Source organism: Psychrobacter sp. BI730 (genome assembly GCF_013414195.1).
Lineage (GTDB): Bacteria > Pseudomonadota > Gammaproteobacteria > Pseudomonadales > Moraxellaceae > Psychrobacter.
The window spans coordinates 180034-195476 of the sequence record NZ_JAATTV010000003.1; the positions used below are offsets into that span (position 1 = coordinate 180034).

At 41.6% G+C, this 15443-nt stretch carries 12 protein-coding genes and 3 tRNA genes; all 15 read left to right on the forward strand.

The features are described from left to right. Positions 1-12: 12 nt before the first annotated feature. The 15 genes from HCZ91_RS03180 (at position 13) to HCZ91_RS03250 (ending at position 15436) form a co-directional block, all read left to right on the forward strand. Positions 13-1536 carry a hypothetical protein gene (locus HCZ91_RS03180; RefSeq protein ID WP_346342172.1) on the forward strand — a complete coding sequence of 508 codons (1524 nt, stop codon included), beginning with the start codon at positions 13-15 and terminating at the stop codon, positions 1534-1536. Positions 1537-1774: 238 nt separating this feature from the next. After that, positions 1775-1851 (forward strand) — tRNA-Pro (locus tag HCZ91_RS03185). Between the two features lie 105 nt (positions 1852-1956). Continuing rightward, positions 1957-2033 (forward strand) — tRNA-Arg (locus HCZ91_RS03190). 41 nt (positions 2034-2074) lie between these two features. Next, a tRNA-His gene (locus HCZ91_RS03195) sits at positions 2075-2150 on the forward strand. Positions 2151-2592: 442 nt separating this feature from the next. Beyond that, a complete protein-coding gene (locus HCZ91_RS03200; protein WP_179798117.1) occupies positions 2593-3528 on the forward strand; it encodes an AraC family transcriptional regulator in 936 nt (311 codons plus the stop codon). Between the two features lie 389 nt (positions 3529-3917). Further along, positions 3918-4979 (forward strand): hypothetical protein, encoded by a 1062-nt coding sequence (locus tag HCZ91_RS03205; protein WP_179798120.1) that lies wholly within the window; start codon positions 3918-3920, stop codon positions 4977-4979. 83 nt (positions 4980-5062) lie between these two features. After that, a complete protein-coding gene (gspF, locus tag HCZ91_RS03210; protein WP_134292378.1) occupies positions 5063-6265 on the forward strand; it encodes a type II secretion system inner membrane protein GspF in 1203 nt (400 codons plus the stop codon). Between the two features lie 521 nt (positions 6266-6786). Next, positions 6787-7224, forward strand: a complete 438-nt coding sequence (gspG, locus tag HCZ91_RS03215; protein ID WP_179798223.1) for a type II secretion system major pseudopilin GspG — start codon at positions 6787-6789, stop codon at positions 7222-7224. Between the two features lie 245 nt (positions 7225-7469). Further along, positions 7470-8018, forward strand: coding sequence for a protein-disulfide reductase DsbD N-terminal domain-containing protein (locus HCZ91_RS03220; protein ID WP_179798121.1), 549 nt, complete (start codon positions 7470-7472; stop codon positions 8016-8018). Between the two features lie 47 nt (positions 8019-8065). Beyond that, complete coding sequence (dsbD, locus tag HCZ91_RS03225; RefSeq protein WP_179798122.1) at positions 8066-10186, forward strand: protein-disulfide reductase DsbD; 2121 nt, start codon at positions 8066-8068, stop codon at positions 10184-10186. A gap of 385 nt (positions 10187-10571) precedes the next feature. Next, positions 10572-12020, forward strand: coding sequence for a phospholipase A (locus HCZ91_RS03230; protein ID WP_179798124.1), 1449 nt, complete (start codon positions 10572-10574; stop codon positions 12018-12020). Between the two features lie 75 nt (positions 12021-12095). Then, complete coding sequence (locus HCZ91_RS13860) at positions 12096-12932, forward strand: ComF family protein (protein ID WP_218870028.1); 837 nt, start codon at positions 12096-12098, stop codon at positions 12930-12932. A 268-nt stretch (positions 12933-13200) separates the two neighbouring features. Next, on the forward strand, positions 13201-13692 hold the full coding sequence (locus HCZ91_RS03240; RefSeq protein ID WP_346342173.1) for a prepilin-type N-terminal cleavage/methylation domain-containing protein: 492 nt from the start codon (positions 13201-13203) through the stop codon (positions 13690-13692). Then, complete coding sequence (gene pilV, locus HCZ91_RS03245; RefSeq protein WP_179798126.1) at positions 13689-14258, forward strand: type IV pilus modification protein PilV; 570 nt, start codon at positions 13689-13691, stop codon at positions 14256-14258. Before HCZ91_RS03240 ends, pilV begins: the two co-directional genes overlap by 4 nt. Next, entirely contained in the window at positions 14258-15436 is a 1179-nt protein-coding gene (locus HCZ91_RS03250) for a PilW family protein (RefSeq protein WP_179798128.1), read from the forward strand. Before pilV ends, HCZ91_RS03250 begins: the two co-directional genes overlap by 1 nt. Positions 15437-15443: the final 7 nt, after the last annotated feature.

Below are 15443 nucleotides of genomic sequence, written 5' to 3' on the forward strand. Positions count from 1 at the left end.
GGTGACTGTTCAGTGATAACGAATAATCTATATTACGCTAAAGAGCACTCTATTAGGGTAAGCAGTCGCCAGACTCGTATTTCTAACAGTAGTGTCGCTACTATGAATGTTATCACCGTGTTTGAGCATCAACGTTTGACCGTGCATGATTTTTTGCAAGCATCTGACTTCGATTGGCTAATAGCGCAAGAGTTTGCAGTATTTACTATCAAGCGTAAGCGAGGACAGTGGCAGCTTAAAGTTGGGCACTATATTGGGATTATTCTACTACCTAGCGGCATGACGCTGGAGATATTGCCAAAGCTCAATCAGTCTACTCAGAGCAATGATATCGTCCAGACCCGTCATTGGGTACAGGGTATGCTATCGGATTTAATTCATCTTGATGCGCATAACAATCGTAAGCTACCCAATACGAAAAATTTCGGTCAGTTTAGTTCCCAGTCCACTCCTTTACCGTTGAAAGTATTGCCTATATCAGATTGGCTGATTGAGCAGTTTTTGCAGCGTTTAATGGATTATCAACCAACCAAGCATTATCAGGCTCAGATTGAAAATCAGGCATCCCTGCAAGGTCGACTGCTTATCAAAGAGCAACTGCGTCATAATAGTATGCAACCGCATAAGTTCATCTGTGAAAGTAGCGTATTAAGTCACGACATGTTGGCCAATCGATTGATTAAGAGTGCATTGGTTTACTTGATGCCTTTATTGCCCCAGTTTATTTCTTCAAAACTGTTGCAGCCATGGCAGCAAGTGCCTACGCTAAGCAACCGCGAAATGCAGCAGATAGCGGTAATATATGCTCAAGCAAAGCGTCAGCTAGACGTTCAGCCACTCCAAAAGCAAAAATTGCATGCCGCGCAGCAGTTAGTAGACTTGGCATACTGGTTATTGAAACAGACGACAGCTGCGACAGGTAACGGTATTGATACAAATAGACAAAACTGCTCTCAGCTAAGATTGTGTTTGTTAATTGATATGAATCAAGCTTTTGAGCAATGGGCAAGTCAGCGTATCGCATCGATGTTTCAACAGATTAGTAGTAGTTACCGTCCTTTTTATCAGACCCAAAGTGTCTGGCTAAACGATGCTGAGGGACTAGCATGCTTATCTATACGGCCTGATTTGCTAATATTTAAAACTGCCTCTGATGATTGTCAAAACCAGAACGATATAGCAGCTAATCAAACTAAAGCCAAAAACAAAACCAAAGGTCGCTACAGTCATGTCATCGACATTAAGTGGAAGTACTTACCGCATGCTGCTGCAATTAGTGCGAGCGACGCTTATCAATTGACTAGCTATGCACAAGCTTACTTGGCGGGGCAGGTCTGGTTGGTTTATCCGGTGCTAGGTCGTGATAGGCAGCCAGTAGCGCTCAAGCAGCAAACTCATTATGGTAGTAATGATAGCGTTAGTAGCGATAATATTAAAAACAATGAATCAGCCGATGCCCATTTATGGTTGATGCCGTTTGATGTTTTGACAGGCACACTCAATGGTGAAGTACTGCCACATTTGGACAAAGCTTAATAACGTTATCAATGACAGCGTGAATGACTGATGGATAAAGGGTCTTACTGTCATTATTTTAGTAAAATTGACGTAATTTTAAAAAAATTAGCGATTATTTGAAATTAATCGAAAATAGGTGTTGACACAATCGCCTTTACCCCTTAATATGTGCACCTCGATAGCGAGGAACATTAACAAGTTAGCGGCATTGCCAACAACGAGTTGATTAACAAACTATCGTGATAATAGAGAATTTCGGAGTGTGGCGCAGTTTGGTAGCGCATCTGGTTTGGGACCAGAGGGTCGTAGGTTCGAATCCTATCACTCCGACCATCTATTTTAAGAGCCTTACAGGCTTTTTTTTATGTATAACGGTTTAGTTTCTGATATAGTAAAATATATCGTAAAGTAAGCTTAGTATATAAAAGTCCTCTAAGAGCGCCTGTAGCTCAGCTGGATAGAGCATCTCCCTTCTAAGGAGGTGGCCGCAGGTTCGAATCCTGCCAGGCGCACCATTTAGCCTGCAAATCTTGCCTATTCTTTGGCAATAGTTATGGCGGTTGTAGCTCAGTTGGTAGAGCCCCGGGTTGTGATCTCGGTTGTCGTGGGTTCGAGTCCCATCAGTCGCCCCATATTTTATTCTGTATGTATCTACATACAAATCATATCTTAATCTAAAAATATATCAGTAATAGCACTCGCCCTTGATGGCGATTTTTTTATGCCTATTCGATTTTATCTCTATATTATCTTTATAATATTAAATAGATTGAGTTTGATAGCACCTTCAATACTAGATAATCCCCCAAATTCTTATCAACATTTCCTGTAGCTTTCCCTTAAGGCCTAGCGTGACTGTGTCTACTCTATTATTGTTTAGTAATTCTAATAAGTAAATAGACATGGCGTTTTAAATGATGCATTATGCTTAAGTGTTATCACATCCATTGTATTTAATAAAAATTATTTATTGGAGCAAGTATTGGCATAGAGCAAACCGACAGAACTTGTTATTAAGAGTATTATTTTTTTAAGATGAATCGTTATTAATCTGCATTATTGAGGAATTGATTGATGGACGCACTGAGTGTATTGCTACAAAACGTGCATTTATTTGAGACTAAGTATTATCGTCTAAATGGCACTGGCAATTGGTCTTATTCTATTACTAGAAAAGACACCATTTTATTTTACTTGGTAATGTCTGGCGGTTTTTGCATCGATGTTGGTAATGGTCTACGAGAAGCTCGCGCTGGCGATATGATCATGATTCCGAATGCACACAAGCATGTGAGTTATGCACTCAACCATCATGGCGATGTTGCTGAGTCGCTTGATGAGCTATTGAGTAATTGTACCGAGCGTACACTTGATATCGATGGCGATGGAGACCCCAATTCATCTTTGATACTGATCGAATGTAAGTACGACAAAGAGATGATTAACCCTCTGTTGTCAGTACTGCCACCGATATTGCCTGAACTCAATGATGCTGCTGACGGTCGATTTGAAGTGATTGATGTAGAGATAAAGCTGCTAACACTAGAAGCTGAGCGTGAACGTATGGGTAAAACGGCTGTAATCAATCATTGGGCAAGCATCATGATGATTGAGTGTTTGCGCGTCTATATTGAAAGCTTACCTGAAGCCACAGAAAACTGGCTCAAAGCCATGAAGGATCCATTTTTGACCAAGGCACTAGCCGCGATGCATGGTGCACCGAGTGAGAGCTGGACCATTCATCAGCTTGCTGAAGTGGCAGGGATGTCGCGTTCTAGCTTTGCACAGCGTTTTAAAGACACTGTTGGTATGCCGCCACTGACTTATCTGATTGATTACCGCTTACGATTGGCGGCTCGCTATTTACGCTTACAGCAAAACAGTATTAGCCGTATCAGCGAGATGGTGGGTTATGCTTCAGATTCAACTTTTAGTCAAGCATTTAAACGTGTGTATGGTGTCTCGCCAAAAGCGTACCGTCAGCAGTATCGACAGCACAATCTTGCATAGTTAAAATTCTAATTCTAATTCTAATTCTAATTCTAGTTCTAGTTCTAGTTCTAGTTCTAGTTCTAGTTCTAGTTCTAGTTCTAGTTTCTGTTTATTTAAATAGAATCTCGACGATAAGCGCTAAGGTCATTTACATGTCCTTGGCGCTTTTTTTAATTTGTGAATATATATTGTTTATAAACGTTGAGTCACTCATATCTATAAGACCTTTGGTAACTTGCTATGGCTATTTTAGTTAAGGGCAGCTGACATTGAGTCTGTGTTCAGGTACTATGGGTTGATGAGTCGTCAAGACAAAAGCGTTGATGTTATAGCGCGTTATATGTCCTTATAGGATAGGCATATAAAAGGATCAAGACGATGTTTATTTTCGCTGCTGATGGTATGTTATGACTGAACCGACCGCAAAGCTAAATGCAGGAAGCAATGGCCAACAAGAGACCATTACAACTGCTAAAACAGAAAGTAATGTTGATAAAAACACTGCTATAGAGAACCCGCATGTCAGCAAAGATGCGCCGAAAAATGAGTCGGTAGAGACACCTGATAAGGCGGCGTTATTGACGATGTTTACCTTATCAGATGCTGATGAGGTAACAACTGAAGCAGTAATATCTGAGTCATCCGATAGCCTTACAGTAGCTGCAAAACCTGTGGTTCAAGAAACCAATATCGCTACGCAGCGTGTTGCGCTTTATCGTGCTCAGCATGAGCGTACTCGACTGTTATATATGGCATCTGCCAATACGCGTCCTACTTACTTAGTACAAACCCTGAAGCCGCAATTCGCAGAATATCAGCAATATTTACTTGCGCAGCAGCTTGATAAACGTGGGTTGATGGATACGGATACGCTCGAAAGACTCTGGCAGCAGCTGCATGTGGTCGATGATATTATTGCAGATATCGTGCTTCATATGCCTGCACAGCAGCCCGCCGGTTGGCAGCTGACGACTCAAGATGGTCGCAATCCATTGTGCTTTGCTACGGTCGGTAAGTTAAAGCACAGCAAGCCAATTCGCGACCAAGGTAGCCTCAATAGTTATGTACTTGGGCACTTTGGCGTGAGTAGTTTTACCTACGATCGAGGCTATTATATCGGTCATGTGGTTGGTTATTTATTCAGCTGTTATTATTGTGCCCATCTGTCGATTACTTATGGCGTCACAGCCCTTGGCCAGCAAGTCGTGGCTGACTATGATTACGCCAGTCTTGAAACCCCGCATATGGTTAGATTATTACAAGGTCTTGACGGTTATTGCAAAAAACGTATTTATCAGTTGGCTGTCATCTGCGCGCGCTTGAGTGTTTTTGCGAGTGACAAACGCATTGAAAGAATGCTAATCGCTGAGGTCAATGACTTTGATAAAAAACTACAGCAGCAGCATCTGGATGTCTTGTTATTACAAGGTTTAATGCCTGATAGTAATGACTCAACGCCACTGCTCTAAGCGTTGAATGTCAAATTAATAAATTTCTATTAAGTCATAAATTATAACTGTCTACCTGTAAGCCTCTTAGGATATCTGTTGCCATGCCTGCCTATCATTTCAAAGCGCTTGACGACCATGGCGTTGTCCAAAAAGGCTTGCTAGAAGGGGATTCTGCGCGGCAAATTCGCCAGCAGCTGCGTGATAAGCAATGGACACCAGTTGAAGTCAACCCGGTCAATGACAGACAGAGTCAGAGCAAAAACCGCTACAAAAAACCGTCTGCATACGAGCTGGCATTGCTGACACGTCAGCTATCTGTGCTACTAGCAGCGGGTATCCCACTTGAGGAAACCTTGGCAGCGGTTGCTAAGCAATCTCCAAAGACTCATATCAAATCCCTAATGCTTGCGGTACGCTCACATGTCTTGGAAGGGCTCAGCTTAGCACGTTCTCTGCAACAAGCTGCTAGCTTTCCACCGTTATATATCGCTACGATTGCTGCAGGCGAAAAATCTGGCCATCTTGACCTTATCCTCAATCAGCTAGCAGACTACACCGAAAACCGTTTTGCCCTCCAAAAGAAAATCCAAGGGGCTATGGTCTATCCAATTGTCCTGATGGTAATGGCAATTGCGGTAATTATGGGGCTGATGAGCTTCGTCGTGCCCAAAATTGTCAAAGTCTTTGAACAGTCTGAGCAAGCACTGCCTTTAATTACTCAAATCGTTCTCACGCTATCGAATATCATTACTCAGTGGTGGTGGTTAATATTACTGGTATTGGCAAGTACCGCATTTTTATTCTACCGTTTTGCCCAAACGCAAGCAGGTAAATTAACTATCGATAGCGTGGTGCTTAGATTGCCGATACTAGCTAGATTGTCCAAAGGTCTGAATGCCGCGCGGTTTGCCAGTACCCTTGCGATACTAGTACGATCAGGGGTGCCACTGATTGAGGCATTACATATTGGGGCTGCGGTCACGACCAATTTACATATCCAAAAAACGATTATTACTGCGGCTGATAGGGTCACAGAAGGCTCCAGCTTGTCTAGTCAACTAGAGAAATCTACTTACTTTCCACCGATGATGGTACAGATGATAAAAAGCGGAGAAAACTCAGGCGAGCTTGAAAATATGCTGAGCCGTGCCGCCAATATGCAGGAGGCAGAAGCAACCAATTTTATCAGCACCTTATTATCATTACTTGAGCCTTTAATGCTGGTGTTGATGGGCGTAGTAGTTATGATTATTGTAATGGCGGTTATGCTACCTATCGTTAATATGAACGATTTAGCAGGCTAGATTCAGTCGCTAGCCTATGATTCATTATGCTATTCACATACAGACAGCTTCCTATCTCCAAAACCTCTATTTAGTTCTCTTTTACTCTATTCATATCACCTAACTTGCTTGCTAAACCTTGGACTAGCTTTCTTAAGGTTTGCTTACTGTTGTATATTGTTGAACGAACGCTATTTTTGCTATGGCAAACGCCAGCACCGCGCTATAGTAAGCACGTTTTAATAGTCATACATTTGATGTCAGCTAATATTTAACTTTGGCTAAGATAGCAAATTCAAACTGGGTGCAGCGCTGGATAAAAATAAAACCATGGTTTATAGTGACAATAGTTTCAGAGCTCATTGATATATCATTGATGAGAGCCACAATAGAACGCCACTTTTACTATTTACATAACTGTGATGACCAAAGCGATGACTATGACTGACAAATTCCAAGTAAATATGACGCCAAGAAGTGCTATTCACGATACGCAATCCCATTCAAATATTGTAAGTGACCAAAAGATTGCCTCTTCAGCTATGCAGCGCAGTGTGAGGACAAAGTCTGGTCAAGCAGGATTCACTCTTATCGAGATTATGGTTGTTATTGTGATCTTAGCCATTCTTGCTGGGTTAGTGGTACCAAAAGTAGTTGGTCAAAGTGATAAGGCCCGTGTTAAAACAACTGAAACAGCGCTTGCCACTGTCTCAAATGCGTTAGATATGTATAAGGTTGATAATTCACGCTATCCAACGACCGCTCAAGGGTTAGAAGCGCTTACGACACCGCCAGCTGATGCAAAAAACTATCCTGAAGGTGGGTATATTAAAGGGGGCTATCCAACTGATGGCTGGGAAAATGAGATGCAGTATGTTGCACCAGGTAGTGAAGGGCGACCTTACGATTTATTTTCGTTAGGTGCTGATGGTCAACAAGGTGGTGAAGGTCAAGATGCGGATCTTTATGCTCAACTATAAAGCTTAATAACAGACGTATAGTGAATAAGTTCTGATACTGATATAGCTTTGTAGAATGAAACATTAGTTCATCGATGCACTTTCAACAATTTATAAATATCAACCAATATTCCTTTATTGGTTGATATTTTTTATCAGTAGATAAATCGCCTACTGTTCAATACAAGTTTGATAGCCAGTGCTATAAATATATCTAAGCGCTCAGCAAAATAGTCATCGCAAACTGTAATTAAAGGTAATTATCTATGTCGATTCAACAGTCTAATAAATATTTTTCTAAAAACCTTTATAAATTGGTTCTAACTGTTGCAAGCACTTCATTAGTAACGGTTCTGTCAATGACATCGATCAGTGTACAAGCAGCAGGGTTAAATGACTTATTTAAAAATAGCTCCTCGGCAAAATCAAAGTTCTTACCAGTGGATGAAGCCTTTCAGATGGTCAGTAATACCAAAGCGACTTCCAAAGGCACGCGGTTGTCGATCAGTTTTGAAATTACGCCAGGGCATTATGTCTATAAGGATAAGCTTACGTTGAGCTTCCCTAAAGGAATAAACGCCACTCCATTCACTTTCAATCAAGCACCAGTATCAATCAATGATCCGACCTTTGGTCAGGTTCCTGTATTTACGCAAAGAAGCGTCATTGCAACCACGACACTGACGACCAGTAATGGTAAGGGTGCCAAAAATGCGCCTATTATTATTGGTTGGCAAGGGTGTGCAACCGCTGGCCTATGCTATCCACCAGAAAAAGTCAAAACCAAGATAGACATTGCTGCGACCCGCAGATAAATATCGAGCAGATTGATTAAAATATCGGTAATAATAGGTAGCCATTCATGTCCATCAAGACATCACCAAAGTCCTCATCATTTAGCGTATCTACCCATTCGAAAAAATCCCATATCTTAGCGCTTGCCATCGCTAGTGGCTCATTGCTGACAGGTTTGTCAACGACATCAACAGTACAGGCGGCAGGGTTAGGCGACCTTTTTGGTAGTAGTGAAAGCTCATCGAAGTCAAAGTTCTTGCCAGTAGATCAAGCGTTTCAGGTAAGTACAGATAGTACCCCTGTCAAAGCAGGTACGCGGTTATCTATTAATTTTGATATCACTCCTGAACATTACGTCTATAAAAAGCAAATTAAGCTTACGCTACCCGCTGGCGTGACGGCTGCACCTTTTACCTTTAGCCAGACACCATATTCGATAGATGACCCGACTTTTGGCAAAGTACTGGTATTTGATCAAGCCAACATGGTCGCTACCACCACACTGACGAACAATAGTGGCAAGAGTATAGATGGTGCCGCTATCGTCGTCGGCTGGCAGGGCTGTGCAAAAGCAGGACTGTGCTATCCACCTGAAAAGATTAATACGACTGTCGATATTGCAGCTGCATCGACGCAGGTATCAGCAGATAGTGCGAGCTCGACCGATTCAGAGAATAGTGCTACGGCGACACCAGAGGAAGCAAGCTCAACAGCTCTTGATAATACTTTGCCTGATGAGGCGCAAGCACTGACAGACGATGGGGCTATTGATTATGATCTCATTGATGACAGCGCTGTAGAGTATGATTCTTTAGATAGTAGTGCAGCGACGAATACGATTTCTGCAGCAAATAGCAGCGTAACAGGCGAGACGGCCAATAGCGAAAGTACCTTGAGCAACAGTTTCGTTGATAGCGATCCTTTTGGTTTGGCTTCTCACCCTTGGTTGGCGTTAGTACTATTATTTTTAGCAGGCTTAGGCTTAGCTTTGACGCCTTGCGTCCTACCGATGCTGCCTATTGTGGCCAATATCGTAGCCCGCGAACAAAACCCAACGGTCAAACGCGGTGTCATCTTGACCACCAGTTACGCGATTGGGGTAGCGACTGCTTATGGTATTTTGGGCGCTGTCATTGCAGTATTCGGTGAGTCTTTAGGTATTATTGGTTGGCTGCAGAATCCAATTATTCTCATTAGCTTTGCTATTGTTTTTATACTTCTCGCACTATACATGTTAGGTCTTTTCAGTGTGCGATTACCACAAGCGATCAGTCGAAAGATGCAAGGCTTAAGCCAAGCAGGTGACAGTAAGCTTGGTAGTACAGGCGGCAGTTTAATCGCTGGGTTTTTATCAGCGCTAGTCGTGTCACCTTGTGTTTCTGCGCCATTATTTGGGGCATTATTAGCGGTCTCTACCATTGGTAGTCCGTTGCTCGGCTTTGCCGCTTTATTCATGCTAGGTTTTGGGTTATCAGCGCCGCTTATTCTAATCGGTGCGACTCAAGGCAAGATTATGCCAAAGGCAGGCGAGTGGATGAATTGGGTCAAGCAAGGCTTTGCTTTACTACTGTTTGCCGTGGCACTGCTATTGATTGAGCGCGTTTTTATATCGCCAGTCATGCTGATGGTATGGGCATTGTGGTTTATGGTCGTGGCAACATGGGCATGGAGTTGGCTAGGTAAAGGTCGTATGTTGACCCAAGCACTAAGCCTTATCGCTGGTATTTGGGCGGCTTGCCTAATAGTTGGCGCTGCATTGGGCAATGACGATAGCTTACATCCACTAGCGTCATTGGGTGCAGCACCGATGATGGTACAGTCAACGTCTGGTCAACCAGTGAATAGTGATAGTACCACTGATAAGACGATCACGACGCTTGCAGAGCTAGATGCTATTGTCGCAGCCAATCCGAATGTTATTGTCGATCTGACAGCAGAGTGGTGTATTGAGTGCCGCATTATGGACAAGAACCTGTTTCATAATCGTCCAGCGCAGATGCAAGATTGGCAACTAGTGAAGCTCGATATCACTGAGACGACAGCAGACTCAAAAGCCGTGTTGTCTCGTTACCAACTCTTTGGTCCACCAGCGCTACTGTATTATATTGATGGTCAGCTAGTAAATCAGCAAGTTGGTGAAATTGGTCGCTCAAAATTTGAGCAAACATTATCCTCGCTAAATAACTGACATTTAATAATGAACACTTAAGAAACCAGTGTGATATTTCGAAAATCCTTAAGAATATTAAGAAGGCCAGTATACTAAGAAAAGTATGCTGGCTTTTTTGATGCCATTAAATTCATACTATAGAATATTTATTAAGTATTTGTTATATAAGCGATTATATTGATAGGCGCTTATTTTAACTATCGATAAAGCTAGTATCGTGCTTATATTTTCATTACAATAAGGAAACAATGCAGCAGGGGCGCTAATTGTCATTTTTTCCGCTCCTAATATCTGCGATTAGCTGACAGGCTCAGTCAATTCTATTTTAGCGACAACGCTAATGGCTATATTAATTACCTCATATACTCTGCTGGCGCTAATGCTAGTTAGATAAAGGACACTTATGTTTGCCCATACCATTACTCAGCGTCACCAACAGCCGTCTTACCAGAATGCACATATGCCTCTTCGTATTGCAGTTGCGCTTGCGTTGGGTTTTACCGCGATACAAGTACAAGCTGCTGATGATTCTCAGACTTATAACGAACTGCCAGCACCTGAAGCTGCGTTTGAATATGAGGATCTTGACCTATCACAGAGTCTCGATAACAGTGCGATATCTTCTGACGTGGGTACACAAAGTGGCAAAATAATTAGCAAAGAATTTATTGCCCAGCAAGCCAAGCTGTTTTCTGAATGTACTCAAGTCCAGTCTAGTGCTGCTCGACTCGCTTGTTTTGATAAAGTAGCTGACCAGGGTAAGACGCCAAGCTATACCTCAACTAAACAACCAATTGATTTGGCAAAAACCTTTCAAAGTACGGTCTCAGGTAATCCAAAAGTGGTATTGGCTGAGTCTCAAACGGCGATGAGTGGGACAACAGTTGAAGATGCAGATACCATTTTGATGACCAGTCAGCAAACAGCAGCCAGCAAATTGAAGGCAAATGGCAACGTAGAAGTAGATGCTGAAACGAATAGCGAGGCACAAATTTTAGAAAATATAGGTGTCACTCAAACAGATATCGAAAAATTCTCGCCACTCAGTCTATCTTATGATCTAGACAAAAATAGTGAGCGTGGTACTTGGACGGTCAGACCATATCGACCGACATATCTGTTGCCATTATTTTATACTTTCGATCCTAATTTGAATCCAAGTACACCATCGCAAGAAACAGATCCTTTTGATTCTAATGATATACGCGAAACTGAGCTAAAATTCCAATTGTCCCTAAAAACAAAAGTCGCAGAAGACTTGTTTGATACCAGTGCTGATCTATGGTTTGGCTATACCCAAGAATCACATTGGCAAGTTTATAACGAAGACAACTCGCGTCCATTTCGTGCTACCGATTATCAACCTGAAATATTCTTAACCCAACCTGTGACAGCAGATCTGCCTTTTGGTGGGCGTTTACGTATGTTAGGGGCTGGTGCTGTGCATCACTCAAATGGACAGGATGATCCCTTATCACGTTCATGGAATCGTGCTTATCTCATGGCAGGGGCAGAGTGGGGTAAGCTGTCCGTCATACCGCGTCTGTGGGCTCGCGTAAATAATGAAAGTAGTAGTGATGACGATAATCCAGATATCGAAGACTACATGGGCTACGGTGATATCAAATTCTTATATGATTTGCCGGCTGATCAGAGCATTAGCGGTACCTTGCGCTACAATCCAGGTACCAATAAAGGTGCTGCGCAAATCGACTATATCTATCCTATCTCAGAGAACGTTAATGGTATGGTTCAGCTATTCCAAGGCTATGGTGAGTCGATCATTGATTATAATCATGAAAATACCTCTATCGGCTTCGGTATCGTACTGAACGATTGGAAAGGGCTTTAATTCAAAACGGACATCATTTTAGGAAAGGCTCTAACATAGGTGGAATTTATTATAAGTTATGACAAATAATAGTTTATGCGCTGCTTAGCGCCTTATCAAACTGGACTGTGGTTGGCAGAGTATATGGATATGCGCTGCCAACTATGCCGTATTTATCGTAGTACACCACAATCTCAACTACTGCACCATCAAGCGCCATCTAGCCTAGATAATATAACGAATGCGCCGCCTACACGGATAGCCTTAAAGAAACACTCTTTTCTTACTAATATCGTTCATCAAGTAAACAGCCATTTGAGCAGTGGTTTACTTTGTACTCACTGTCACAACGATATTACTTGGTTGCCAAGACCTTTTGAAGTGGATATCGCTCCTAGTATATCTCTATCTATCCAAGCCTCTACTTACTACGAGTATCCAATACGTCAAGCTATCCGAGCATTTAAGCATCAAGAAGATATGACGAAATTGCCATTACTGTTACATGCCATACGTCAATTACCGCGTCCACACGGTTGTCATCGCAATAACAGCGTGATTGTTGCTATGCCAACGACAAGTCAACGACTGGTCAAACGTGGGTTCGATCCTGTCAGTATTCTATCTGCCCAATTGTCTAAACATTGGCAAATTCCTTTATGGCAGGGCGTTAAGCGTATTGACGATACAGTTAGTCAGCAAGGACTGTCTCGTGCCGAACGTCTTAGCAACTTAGATAACGCCTTTGCTCTAATCGAAAACCCTCCTACAAAACGCTTACTATTCTTTGATGACGTATCTACTACAGGTGCAAGCTTACAAGCTTTAGCGCGAGCGTTCATTCCACCTGCAGCAGTAAAATCAGCAACGGATAGCAGCCATAATAGTTATCAAATTTCTGCTTACGTATTAGCACATGGCAGTCAGTCCTAAAAATCATCTATCTAATTGAAATTATTAATATATTGCTTATATATCATCGTAACGCTATATTATTAAATACATACATATTTACTGGTCTATCAAGTATGTATTATTGTTCATCCGTATATAACATGAACAGAATGTTGTGGAACAAAAATTGCATATTATTAGTTAAGCTAATTATAAAACTATTAGCAAAACTGACACTAGATTTTAGTTATTTTAAAACAAAGACTGATAAGAGACAGACATTAGCAGTGCTAAATAGGAATTTGATGTGAACGCATCTATGAATAGTCTACCGACCTCGCTAAGAACAGCCAGTTTAGGGTTTACCTTGATTGAGCTGATGGTAACGATTGCTGTTCTTGCCATTATTGCAGGTATTGCGGCACCTAATATTAGCACTCAACTTGCAAACCAGCGCGTGAAATCGACAGCTGCGACGCTTGCTAATGCACTAAAAGAGGCTAAGGTAGAAAGTGTTATTCGTCGTCAACCACTAACGATAAGCTTTGATAATACTAATAAGGTAATAAATATTCAGCATATAGTGTCAGGTACGGTAGATAGCACGGTAGAAAGTTATAGGTATGATGCTAAAAGTACAATTAAATCAGATCGTAGCAGTAATGAATTTAAGCCAAATAAAGTCGCAGAAGTTACCACATATACTATATGTGATAGCAATAGTGCAGCTAGTCCTATAAAAATCTTAGTCAGTGCTACTGCCGTTATTAGTAATAGATCCGAAGGAACGTGCCCATGACTAAAATTATTAACCAACAAGGCGTGGGTTTGGTTGAGGTGCTAGTTGCTCTGTTACTACTAGCAGTTGCAGTATTGGGGTTTAGTGCACTCAATATGGTATCTATAAAAGCAACAGATGATAGCGTGCTAATAGCAAATGCTAATACAGTAATGCGTGGCTTGTCTGAAGATTTACGATTAAATTCTAATAATATACTGGCTTATCAAAAGGATATCCAAAGTGTATTAAGCAAAGTATCTGCCTCAAAGAATTACTGTGCAGCTGTCGAAAACTATAAAACGAGTACTGTCACAAAGAACTGTGATAGTGAGTCATGTACCGAAGAACAGCTAGGTCAATACAATAGCTGGAGTACGATGAAACAAGCATGTGAAAACGGCGTTTTACTCAATATGATTACTTGTCCTGGTACTGCGGACAAACAGTTACGTCAATGTATTATCACTTCATGGAACGGAACAGAGCCAGTGTTTGGAGACAGTTCAGCGAGTAGTAAGGCTTGTGCCGATGCGTTTGGGATATATCATGCAGGTTCTGATTGCTTGATTATGGAGTCTTACTAATGAATATCAAATATACTCAGGACGGCTTTTCTTTAATAGAACTAATGATCTCTCTTACCTTAGGTCTTTTAATCTCAGCAGCGGTCATGCAAATTTATTTGACAAGCGTTAAAACCAGTAGCGTACAGGCTGGCGGTACAGATATATTAGAAGCGAGTATTTTTGGTATTCAAAATATAGAAAAGAGTATAAGGCTCAGTAATTTAGGTATGGCGGATACTAACAATCCTTTCACTCCTACGGCAGGTCTGGTTATGACCAGTGACAGTAGTTTGGTTAGTACTACCCAGACAGACAAATCTAAGAATAATATGAATGGTATTAAAATGGGAGGAACCAAGTCGAGCGCTGGTGCTGAAGAGATTACAGCTGGCTATCTAACCAGAAGTGGAAACCAAAGCACAAGTAGCGTTAACAACGCTTGGAAAGCAGGGAACAGTAACATTACAGACTTAAAAAGCTCCCAACTCACTATACAGTACGAAGCACCGCAGAATATGTACGACTGTGAAGGCTCCTTAGTTCGGGGACCTGTAGAAATAGATCGGGATGGACGTTTGACGATGATACCAGGACAGGTTGTTATTGAAAGGTATTTTCTTAACGAAGTTACTCAGAGTAATAAGTCTAATTATGAATCAAATATAAAAAGTTATGAGCTACGTTGTGACGCTGGACGTTATATCAAAGAAGACTTGAGTACAGCAGAACTTGCAGCACAAGAAATCAGTGGTAAGGACAGTACTAAATTAGTGGCTACTCGGAATATAAGAGATTTTGGGGATGCTGGAGAAGTCGTTATTCCAAGAGTTGATTATTTTGGTGTCTTGCTAGGAGTAGAGGTTGTCGCTACCAGTCCAACTAATACTTCGGTTAGTTTAAGGTATTTTACTCCTGAACAATATATGAGTTTTTTGAAAACTGTTCAACAGGCAGAATCTTCAGCTAGTACGTCTACTATAACGACGACAGATATTATATCTGCAAAACTGTCTGTTTTAGTACGAGCTGATCGCCCCATTACAGGGGAGAGTGGAGCATCTAGTTTTATAGTATTTGGAGAAAAAAGAGATTTGTCTTCAGATACTTCCAGCGCTTTTATTCGCAGAGTATATGAGTCGAATATTATGTTGAGAAACTCAAGAGCTGTTAAAGAAAGCTCTATACCCAGTATCTAGTTGATGA

Bases quoted from the DNA above. Each gene is read 5' to 3' on its own strand.
- HCZ91_RS03220 (WP_179798121.1), top strand. From the start codon at position 7,470: ATGTCGATTCAACAGTCTAATAAATATTTTTCTAAAAACCTTTATAAA.
- HCZ91_RS13860 (WP_218870028.1), top strand. From the start codon at position 12,096: ATGCGCTGCTTAGCGCCTTATCAAACTGGACTGTGGTTGGCAGAGTAT.
- dsbD (WP_179798122.1), top strand. From the start codon at position 8,066: ATGTCCATCAAGACATCACCAAAGTCCTCATCATTTAGCGTATCTACC.
- gspF (WP_134292378.1), top strand. From the start codon at position 5,063: ATGCCTGCCTATCATTTCAAAGCGCTTGACGACCATGGCGTTGTCCAA.
- HCZ91_RS03200 (WP_179798117.1), top strand. From the start codon at position 2,593: ATGGACGCACTGAGTGTATTGCTACAAAACGTGCATTTATTTGAGACT.
- HCZ91_RS03205 (WP_179798120.1), top strand. From the start codon at position 3,918: ATGACTGAACCGACCGCAAAGCTAAATGCAGGAAGCAATGGCCAACAA.
- gspG (WP_179798223.1), top strand. From the start codon at position 6,787: ATGCAGCGCAGTGTGAGGACAAAGTCTGGTCAAGCAGGATTCACTCTT.
- HCZ91_RS03230 (WP_179798124.1), top strand. From the start codon at position 10,572: ATGTTTGCCCATACCATTACTCAGCGTCACCAACAGCCGTCTTACCAG.
- HCZ91_RS03250 (WP_179798128.1), top strand. From the start codon at position 14,258: ATGAATATCAAATATACTCAGGACGGCTTTTCTTTAATAGAACTAATG.
- pilV (WP_179798126.1), top strand. From the start codon at position 13,689: ATGACTAAAATTATTAACCAACAAGGCGTGGGTTTGGTTGAGGTGCTA.